Origin of the sequence: Candidatus Sulfotelmatobacter sp., assembly GCA_035498555.1 — a bacterium.
Classification (GTDB): domain Bacteria; phylum Eisenbacteria; class RBG-16-71-46; order RBG-16-71-46; family RBG-16-71-46; genus DATKAB01.
In genome coordinates this window covers 1-9,449 of sequence record DATKAB010000149.1, presented here as the reverse complement: position 1 = coordinate 9,449, position 9,449 = coordinate 1, and the positions used below count along the sequence as shown (strand labels likewise).

At 69.0% G+C, this 9,449-nt stretch carries 6 protein-coding genes; all 6 read right to left on the bottom strand.

The window, feature by feature from the left end:
* On the bottom strand, positions 1 to 212 hold a 212-nt coding region (locus VMJ70_12410; GenBank protein ID HTO91927.1), incomplete at its 3' end, for a hypothetical protein.
* 110 nt (positions 213 to 322) lie between these two features.
* Positions 323 to 2,335, bottom strand: a complete 2,013-nt coding sequence (locus VMJ70_12405) for a CHASE2 domain-containing protein (protein HTO91926.1) — start codon at positions 2,333 to 2,335, stop codon at positions 323 to 325.
* 16 nt (positions 2,336 to 2,351) lie between these two features.
* Positions 2,352 to 3,002 carry a hypothetical protein gene (locus VMJ70_12400; GenBank protein ID HTO91925.1) on the bottom strand — a complete coding sequence of 217 codons (651 nt, stop codon included), beginning with the start codon at positions 3,000 to 3,002 and terminating at the stop codon, positions 2,352 to 2,354.
* Positions 3,003 to 3,013: 11 nt separating this feature from the next.
* Complete coding sequence (locus VMJ70_12395; protein ID HTO91924.1) at positions 3,014 to 5,524, bottom strand: hypothetical protein; 2,511 nt, start codon at positions 5,522 to 5,524, stop codon at positions 3,014 to 3,016.
* On the bottom strand, positions 5,521 to 8,853 hold the full coding sequence (locus tag VMJ70_12390) for a two-component regulator propeller domain-containing protein (protein HTO91923.1): 3,333 nt from the start codon (positions 8,851 to 8,853) through the stop codon (positions 5,521 to 5,523). The genes VMJ70_12395 and VMJ70_12390 overlap by 4 nt, the downstream gene beginning before the upstream one ends.
* Positions 8,854 to 8,902: 49 nt before the next feature.
* Positions 8,903 to 9,449 (bottom strand): T9SS type A sorting domain-containing protein (locus VMJ70_12385; GenBank protein ID HTO91922.1); only part of this gene is annotated, 547 nt, incomplete at its 5' end.

Below are 9,449 nucleotides of genomic sequence, written 5' to 3'. Positions count from 1 at the left end.
TGATGCCCGATGAACGCGCCTTGCTGCCCGAAGTTGTCCCACGGACGCACGTTGCCGGTGAAGGGGCCGTACTGAAAGTGCTGGTCGAGCTGCGCGATGAACAACACGTCGTTGGGGGCGGCGCAGCGGGCGGAGACTGGAGCAATGAGGGAGAGCGCGATCAGGGTGGAGAGGCGGCCGACGCGAAACACATGCGAGGGACTGGGGCGCATGGGATCCTCACGAATCGAGGGGACGGAGGGAACCATGGGGGTAGCGCCAACTTCGAGCCGAACGCTAGTCCGGCCTCCTCAGTGATTCAAGCAGGGAATTCTCGCGACGATCACAGCCGCCTCACCACCACCAGCGTGACGTCGTCGGCGCGCATGCCGTCGCCGGCCACCAGCCGCAGGTCGGCCAGCAATCCCTCGCCGATCGCGGCCGCGCTCGGCACGCGGGCCGCCAGAGCGAGGACCTGCGAGCGCAATCGGTCGTCGCCGTAGAAGCCCTTTTGCACGGTCGCCTCGGGAATGCCGTCCGAGTACACGATCAGCGCGTCTCCCGGACCGAATGACTCCTCTCCGCCCGAGTAGGGCACGCCCTCCATCATCGCGAGCGGTAGTCCGGTCGCCATGAGCGGCAGCGTCTCCGCTCCGCGCAACAGCAGCGGCGGATTGTGTCCCGCGTTGCAGAAGCGCAGCCGCCGGTCCCTGATCGAGATCTGGCCCAGGAAGAACGTCGCGAACTTGCCGGGCGCCGCCGCGCGCGCCAGCGAGCGGTTCATGGCCGCCACCACTTCCTCGGGTGCACGGCCCGGGTGCGCCTCGGCGTGGAACGACGCGCGCAAGTGCGCCATCAGCAGCGCCGCCGGAATGCCGTGTCCGCTGATGTCGCCCACCACCACTGCCAGCGTGTCGTCATCGAGCGCGAGCCAGTCGAAATAGTCTCCGCCGATCGCGTCGGCCGGCAGGTTGCGGCCGAACACGTCGAGTCCGGGGAAGGCGGGCGGCGCCGACGGCAGCAGGTGCTGCTGGATCGAGCGTGCGACGTCGAGCTCGCGGGCGCGCGCTCGCGCGCGCTGCTCCGCCTCGCGGCGCCAGACGTTCTCGACCGCCGCCCAGGTGATGGGCGGCACCAGCAGGGCGCCGAGCGGCGGGAAATCGACATCGCGCCACGCGAACAGGCCGAAGTCGAGTGCCGCGACTCCGACCAGCGCCACCGCGGCCGCGATCGCCGCCCGACCCAGCGACCAGCGCGAGTAGAGCGCGCCGAGTGCGGCGCCCAACAGGATCAGCAGCATCAGGACGAGTGCCGCGGGAGGATGGCTCAGGAAACGGCCGCGCAGCGCGGAATTGACGGCGTTGGCGTGGATGAACACCAGCGGCGCGCCGCTCGAGAACGGGGTGGCGCCGATGTCGGTGGCGTTCTGCTCGACCGCGGTGACCCCGACCAGCACCAGCTTGCCGCGAAACGCGCGCGCCAGCGAGGTCGTGTCGCGTTCGCGATACCAGTTGAGCACGTCGAGCATGGAGTGGCGGTTCCTGAACGCCGCCTGATCGCCGGCGAACGCGATCGCGGTACCACCCTCTTCGTCGCATGGCACCCGCAGCTGGCGGCCGTGGAAGTGGATGCGCACGCCGTCGGGTGCCAGCTCGAACTGGGGCAGCGTGGAATCGGTGCGCGCGGCCACCTCGACCAGCCTCAGCACCAGCGAGGGATAGGCCCACTCGCCGTAGCGCACGAACTGGGGAATGCGACGGATCACGCCGTCGGCGTCGATCATCACCGAGGTGTGCCCCAGTTCCGCGGCGCTGTCCAGCAGGGCGTCGTAGGGAAGCGAGACCTGCCGCGCCATCGCCAGACGCTGGCGCGACACCGGCCGGCCGTGCCGAATGAGCTGCGCCGAGTCGCTGGGCTGCGAGGCCACGCCGCCGAGCGAAGGATCGCCGGGTAGAAAGGTGATCGAATGAACCACGTTGTCGCGTCCGGCGGTGAGCGACGCCAGCAACGCGTCGCCGTTCGGATCGTCGGAGCTGTCTCCCAGGAAGAGCAGATCGAACGCCATCGCCTGGACGCCCACCGACTCCAGGGCGTCGATGACGATCGCGTAGTCCTCGCGCGGCAGTGGCCAGCGCCCGCCATAGGCGCTCAGCGTGCGATCGTCCACCTCGACCAGCGCGATGCGGTCGGACGCAGGGATTGGCCCGCGCAGCCGGTAGCGCAGATCGTGCAGGCGAAGATCGAGCGGCCGGAAGACGCCCAGCATCCACAGCAGGCCGAGCGCCAGCCCGCACGCGGCGCCGATCGCGGCGCCGAGCCGAGCCGGGACGCGCTCGAGAGAAGCCGTAGGGCTCACGAGCAGCGACTGTAACTCAGTGCTTCCAGTAGAGGAGCCGGATATTCTCCGAACCGTCGGCGGCCCTGGGGCCCGCTGAACGCCAGGCCGACTTCTGCTTGCCCGGGGCCGCGGGATTCGCGGCGCCGGCTTTGGCGGTGTCGGCCGGCACCGAAGCCGCCGCCTTCTTCAGCATGGCGCGGATCTGCTCGGGGTCGAGCACCATCTTCTGCGCGGCGCGCTCGACGTTTGCCTGCTCGGGTGGAAGCCCGAGCAGGTGCTGCGCCTGATCCACGCCGCCGGCGAGGCGGACTCCCAACGCGTAGCTCTGCTCGGCGCGCGCCTGGTCACCCAGCATCAGCAGCGCGGTGGCGCGATTGAGATGGACGCCCGCATCCAGCGAATCGCCGCGCAGGGCGCGATCGTAGAACGCGAGCGCCACGCCGGTCTCGCCGTGCAGCAGCCGGAGATTGCCGAGATTGTTGAGCGCGCGCGCGTCGCCGTGCGTGTGCGACAGCATGGTGACGAACACCGATTCGGCGCGGGCCGCATCACCGGACATCGCCAGCGTCACGCCATAATCGGCGCGGGCGTCGGCCGGCGGCGTTTCGGCTCCGGCCGCTTTCGCACCCGCGGCGCTCGCCGCGAGCATCACCGCCAGCAGGCACCACCCTGCATTTCGCTTCATCGGCCCTCCGGTCATTCGATCCAGTGCATGTACTTCCAAATACCCCTCCGCTCAGGCAAAAGTTGGCCGGTTTTTTCAGGGTGGGCGACCGTCCCGGGCGATGCCGGCTTGGCCAACGCCGCCTGCTGCAAGAGGTTATGGACGCGATCCCCAAGCCCGGAGCCGGCGTCGGAAACCGCGCCGGAGGCGTTCGGGGCGGCCGGCGGCGCGACGCCCAGCAGGCGGCGCGCGGCCTCCTCCCCGCCCGCCGCGGCGATCGCCGCCCGGAGCGGCTCGATCGCGCCGGCGCTGTCTCCCGCCGCCCAGCGGGCGAGCGGCGGATTGAGCGCGATTCCGGCATCGTGGCCGAGCGCCAGCGCGGTGCGGAACTGCTCGACCGCGGAATCGAGACTGTCCATCGCCGAGAGCACCACGCCCAGATTGTTGTGCGCCGCGGCGGAGTTTGGGGCCTTGGCGAGCGCCTGCGCGAGTTGCGTGCGCGCGCCGGCGGCGTCGCCGCCCTCCAGCTCGACGCGCGCCACTTCCATGAGCGCCTCGGCCGAGGCCTCGAGATCGCTGGCGACCGCGCCGTAGTGCGCCTGGTAGAACGCGTCGCGCAGCGCGGCGACCTGCTTCGCTTCGGCGTCGAGCCGCGCATCGAATCGCGCGTCGTCCAGCGTCCGGATCTTGCGATCGCCGGGCGGCAGCACCGGTTCGTACTTGATCTGTGAGTCTCCCACGTCCACGAATCCAACCGGCCCGCGCGTCGCGGCCGAGGCGATCTCGTCGGCGCCGTCGCGCCACGCCTGGGTGAAGCCGCGCGAAAGCGAGGTAGTCTCGAGCGGGATCCAAACCTCGTCGTCCACCGTCACGGTGAGCGTGCTGTCCACACCGAGCGCGTCGCGATTCCGCGCCGACAGTCCGGCATCCACGATCAGGAAGATGTGCCCGGGAACGTCGACGAACGCGGTGTTGACGCCGACGTTGGCCAGCATCGAAGCCATCAGCACCGTGGTGTCGTCGCAGTCTCCGCTCAGCCGATCGAGGGTCTGATACGGGTAGTGAATGGTGTCCACGGCGTGCGGCGTCGAGGAAATCGTGGCAAACGGATTGTTGGGATCGGGCACGTAGGCGACGCCCAGCTCGGCGAGCGCGTCGGTCATGGTGGCGGCGAACGACAGATTGCGATTGCCGAAGCCATGATCGTCGTGCGCCAGCACCAGCCGGCTCGCCTGGCGCGCCAGCTCGTCGACCGCGGGGTCGCGGGGCGTCACCCATGCCGCGGCCTGCGCCATCCCGAGACCCCAGTCGATCGCGCCCGGGGCGTAGGCGACGGTTCGGGCACTGGCCTTCTCGCGACGCATCAGCCGCTTGCTCGGGTAGCTGGCGGTAATCTGGAACTCAACGGGCTGGTCTCCCCGCTGTGCGAGCACCTTCTGGTCGAGCACCGCGGTGAGCGGCACCTCGTTCACCGCCTTGGGACGCAGCGTCACGTCCTGTTCGCTCGGCGCGCTCATCAGCTCGGGCGCGAAGATGCTCACGCGCGTGGTGAGCGGCCGATCTTCCAGGTTGCGCAGCTCCGCGGTTCCGAAATCCTCGCGCGCATAGGACTTGTATAGGGATGTGTAGATCTCGCGCGCCTGCACCTTCTCGACGTGCACCTGAGCGGGATTGAAGTTGAATTCGAGCGCGAGCCCGAAATGGTCGGTGTTGGCGAGCGTGGGCGGCATCACGCGCGCCCAGTCCACCCGCAGCGGCCCCGCCTTGATGCCGACGCCGAACGACCAGGTCGCAGACTCGACGCCGTGCCGATCGTCTTCGACGCCGGCGCGCAGCGCCAGCATCTCGTGCGGCGTAGCCTCCACTCCCAGATGCCAGCGGTCGTCGACGTCCACCGCCGCAGTGCCGAGCCGGGGCAGCGAGTAGGAGCCGCCGAGCCGCAGATTGCGCCGGTAGTCGGTCTCGGATGAGCCATCCGAGGCTCGCACGCCGGTGTTGGTGAGATCCTGCAGCACTATGCCGGCGCGCCAGCGATCGGCGGGGAGCGCAAGCAGCCCGACATCCATGCCGAAGCCGTGGCCGGAGGAGATCGACGAACCGTCGAGTCCCAGGTCGCGAGTCAGCAGCTTGCCGTTCACCCCGCCCCACAGCCAGGGATTGAGCTTGAAGCCGGCGCCGAGCGTCACGCGATTCTCGGTGAAGCCGAGTTCGTTGTCGTCGAAGCCCGAGTGATACCAGTCCATCGCCAGCGCCTGGTTGAGCGAGAGCGGCACGACGAAGGCCGCGACGTTGTCCTGGATGTCGGCGCCGAACAGCGTGGCGTGCGAGGCGGAGATCTCCTGGTGGCCGACGCGCGCCAGCCCGGCGGGATTCCAGAACAGCGCGCTCGCGTCGTCGGCGATCGAAGTGAAGGCGCCCCCCATGCCGATCGCGCGCGGCCCGATCGGCACCTGATCGCTGGGACCGGCGGCGCCCGGGCGCGCCGAGGCGAGCGCCAGGAAGGCGCCGAGCAGCGCGAGGCCGATGCGTGCTCGCCGATTCATCGCACCACGCCCACGGTCTGCGTGCGGGTCTCGCCCAGCGCCTCGACGGTCACGATGTAGAGACCGGGATCGACAACGCCGCCGTCGTCGTTCTTCCCGTCCCAGCGCACCAGGTTGGCGCCGGCCGTCCCGGCAGCGTTGCGCGCCACCGAGCGCACCATGCGACCCGCGCGGTTGTAGAGCTTGACGGAATAGTCGCCGGGCCGCGCCAGCGTGAAGCCGATCGAGACGTCGGTCGAGGCAAAATGGCCATTGGGCGAGAACGCTCGCGGTGTGAGCGTGAGGTTGGATACGTTGCCGCCCTGTGACGAAGCGGCGCCTCCCTGGATCAGCGCGTAGCGGCCCGGCGAGGCGAGATCGAGCGCCACGGCCCCATTCGACTGAGCCGTGCCGCCGAGATGCGTCCATCCGGCTGCGCCGTCGTCGCGCCAGACCTGCGCGCCGCCGGGAACCCACGGCCGCAATTCCAGCACGCCCGACTTCCTCATCTGCGCGCCGGTCCAGCCGATCGTCCACGCTGGCCCGGCGCGAATACCGGCGCCCGGAATCGTATCCGGAGCCGCCGCCGTCGAGTCCACCGTGACCAGCGGATCGGCGTCGAAGGCGTTGGGCGGGAAATAGAGGTGCGCCTCGGCATGGGTGGTGTAGACGTCTCCCCCGTCGCGCGCCACCAGCCGCACCGGCGAGGTGACGTTGGCGAACGGCGCGACGTTGTCCACCACCACGGTCAGGGTCGCGATGCCCACCAGACCAATCGTGTCGGTGACCGCGAGGCGAAGCTCGTAGTCGCCGTCGGGGAGCGTCGTGGTGTTCCACTGCGCCAGCGTTCCGGCGGAGACCGGCGCGAGCGAGGAAGTCAGCGTGATCGTACCGGGAGCGCCCCACGCCGGCCCGCCGGCCGCGCGCACCATCACCGTGTAGTCGTGAAAGCGTGGATCGGCGGCGGTACCGGTGATCGAGATCTGTCCGCGCACCGGCTGGCTGAACACCGGGAACGAGATCTGCGCGGGCGGTGGCGTCGCGTCCACTTCGAACGTGAACGCGGCCGGCGTCGGGTCGACGTTGTTGAACCAGTCGCGCGCGCGCACCTGGAAGGTGTGAATCCCGTCGGGAACGCCCGAGATGTTGAAGGTGGTTTGCGACGAGAACGGCGACCCGCTCGCTCCATCCCACGAGTAGGAATAGTCGACGTCGGCCACTTCTCCGTAGGCGGCGCCGTAGACGAACGACGCGCTGCGCGACGCCGAGAGCGACGGCGGCCTGTTCACGAACACGGTCTGCGGGGCGACGCGGTCCGGCTGGTACTCGGCGAGCCCGTTGTAACTCGGGAACCAGCGGCTGAGCAGCGCGTCCTCGAACGTCGAGTTGGTGGCGTTGGCGGCGAGCCCTCCGCCCTGGCCGTCAACGAAGCGCCAGCCTCGCCCGTCGAAGTAGTCGGCGCGGGCGTTGGAGAAAGCCCAGAGGATGCCACCACTGTCGGTCGCGAACATCGTGGTGGGATGATCGATCTGCGTGGTGCCGATCGGGTTCCAGCCGCCGCCGCCGAACACCGAGACGTCACGGTTCGTACCCACGACTACATTGCCGGCCGCGTCGGACCCCAGCGCGGAAACCGAGCTGTCGCCCGGAACGCCGAAGTTCTTCCACGTGGTGAAAGAACCGCTCGTGAGCCGCGACAGCCCGCGCGCGGTGCCGAACCACATCGACCCGTCGGAAGTCGAGAGCAGCGCCGTCACGATGTCGTCGGCGAGCCCGTCGGCGGTGCTCCAGGCTCGCGAGCTGGTGCGCGCGGCATCGATCGAATAGAGCCCGCCGTCGGTCTGAATCCACAGCTGATGCGCGGCATCTTCGGCCATCGCCTGCACGGTGATCGGGAAACCGCCGGTGAGGAAGTTGCTCCACAGGCCGCCATTCCGCCGGCTGACGCCACCGGCACAGCCCGCCCACAGGTCGCCGGCGTGATCCACGAACAGCGTGGTCACCGAATTGGAAGCGAGCCCATCGGCCTGGCCAAACGCGCTCCATTGCGTGCGCGTGGAGTCCACGCTCGAGATGCCCGCCGAAGGCGAGCCGAACCATAGCGCGTGAGCGCCGTCCTCGGCGATGGCGCTCAGCGTATCGGAGAGCAGCGGCGATCCGGCGCGCCGCCAGATCGACCAGTGTTCGTGATGGTCCAGCTCGGCGATGCCCGCGTAGGTGGTCGGAAACCAGCGGTCTCCGGCATGATCCACCAGCCCGGTGACGACACAGTTGCTGGCCAGGACGTTCTGATAGGGGATCCCCGGCGACGGCCGCGGCGGACAATCGACGATGCTCGGGGAGAAGAAATTCCGCCACGACACTCCGTCGTAGCGGAACAGGCCCTGCGCCTGGGTCGCCAGGAAGTTGTAAGTGCCGCCGCCCAGCCACAGGTTCCCCGACGAATCCACGATCAGCGACTGCACCGGGCCGATGACCTGGCCGTCCGATGTCAGGCGGTCGGAGCGATTCGACGCGCCGTCGGTGTGCACCACGCCGTCGGCGCCGCCCATCCACATGCGTCCGGTGCTGTCGCGCGCCAACGACAGCACGATGTCGTTCGGCAGGCCGTTGATACCCGACAGATGCCGCCACGAACCGCCGTCCAGCACGTACACGCCCTGTGTGGTTCCGAACCACATCGCGCCGTGGCGGTCCTGGCACACCGCGATCACCGAATCCTGTTCGAGCGCGCCGGGAGTTTCGACGTATCGGGTCCAAGAGGTGCGCGTGGAATCCAACTCGTTCACACCCTGGATGGTGGCGATCCAGAGCTGGCGCGCATCGTCCTCGAACAGGCGCGTGATGGAGTTCGAGACCAGCGCGCCCGGCGTGGCGGTGAACGTGGACCAGCGATTCGTCGTGGGCTCGTAACGCGCGAGCCCGTTGCTGGTGCCGAACCACAGATCGCCCCGGTGGTCTTCGAGGATGGCGCCCACATGATCGCTCAGGAAATTGCCGGCCGTGGCGCTGTAGCGGCTCCAGCGGCGGCCATCGAACATCGCCAGCCCACCGGTCGACATTCCGAACCATTGCCGGCCGCCGTGATCCTCGAGCACCGCGTCGACGCTCCCGGACGGCAGGGAGTCATTGACCGCGGTCCAGCTCACCCCATCGAAATGGTCGGCCTCGTGCTGGCCGGTGCCGAACCACAGCCCGCCTCGGGGATCTTCCGAAATCGAGTAGATCTGGTTGTCGGCGAGGCCCCCGGCCGACGCCTGGAATCGCTGCCAGGCCGCGTGCGCGGCACCGGGCAGGAGGGCCGCGGCCAGCCACGAACAGATGGCAAGCGTCGGGCGAGCGGAACGCATGCGAGCGAGCATACGTCCTGCTCGAAGGGACGTCATCGGGGAGCCGGCGCTACTTCAGCATGACGAGCTTGCGGGACTGCTCGAAGCGACCGGCGCGCAGCCGGTAGAAGTAGACCCCGGGCCCGGCCGACAGCGAGTGGAGCGGAATCCGGTAGCTGCCGGCCTGCATCAGTTTCCCGTCCAGAGGTTTCGCGATGCTGCGTCCCTGGATGTCGAACACTTCCAACGAGACTGTTTCGGTGGTGGCGAGATCGAACCAAAGTGTGGTCGAGCCGCTGAACGGATTCGGGTAGTTTTGGCGCAGCAGAGTGACCGCCGGCTTCTGCACCGGCACATCTCCGGTGCTGCCCACCGTGATCGTCGCCTCGGCGTGGGTCTTCGAGGGCTCGAGGTTCCCGGCGTTGTCCGAAGCCAGCGAGTAGAAGCCATAGGTGTGCCCGTTCGTCACCGACAGGTCGAGCGAGTTGCTGGTCGAAGGCACCGTGCCGACCTGGACGAACGGGCCCTGCTCGGTGCGCATGTAGAGCGCCGCGCCCTGGAGCCCCGCGCCGGTGGTGTCGTCGGCGTCGTTCCAGGTGACGCGCAGATGAGTGGCA

Excerpts from the sequence above, each read along its gene's own strand:
- VMJ70_12400 (HTO91925.1), bottom strand. The coding sequence starts at position 3,002 with ATGAAGCGAAATGCAGGGTGGTGCCTGCTGGCGGTGATGCTCGCGGCG.
- VMJ70_12395 (HTO91924.1), bottom strand. The coding sequence starts at position 5,524 with ATGAATCGGCGAGCACGCATCGGCCTCGCGCTGCTCGGCGCCTTCCTG.
- VMJ70_12390 (HTO91923.1), bottom strand. The coding sequence starts at position 8,853 with ATGCGTTCCGCTCGCCCGACGCTTGCCATCTGTTCGTGGCTGGCCGCG.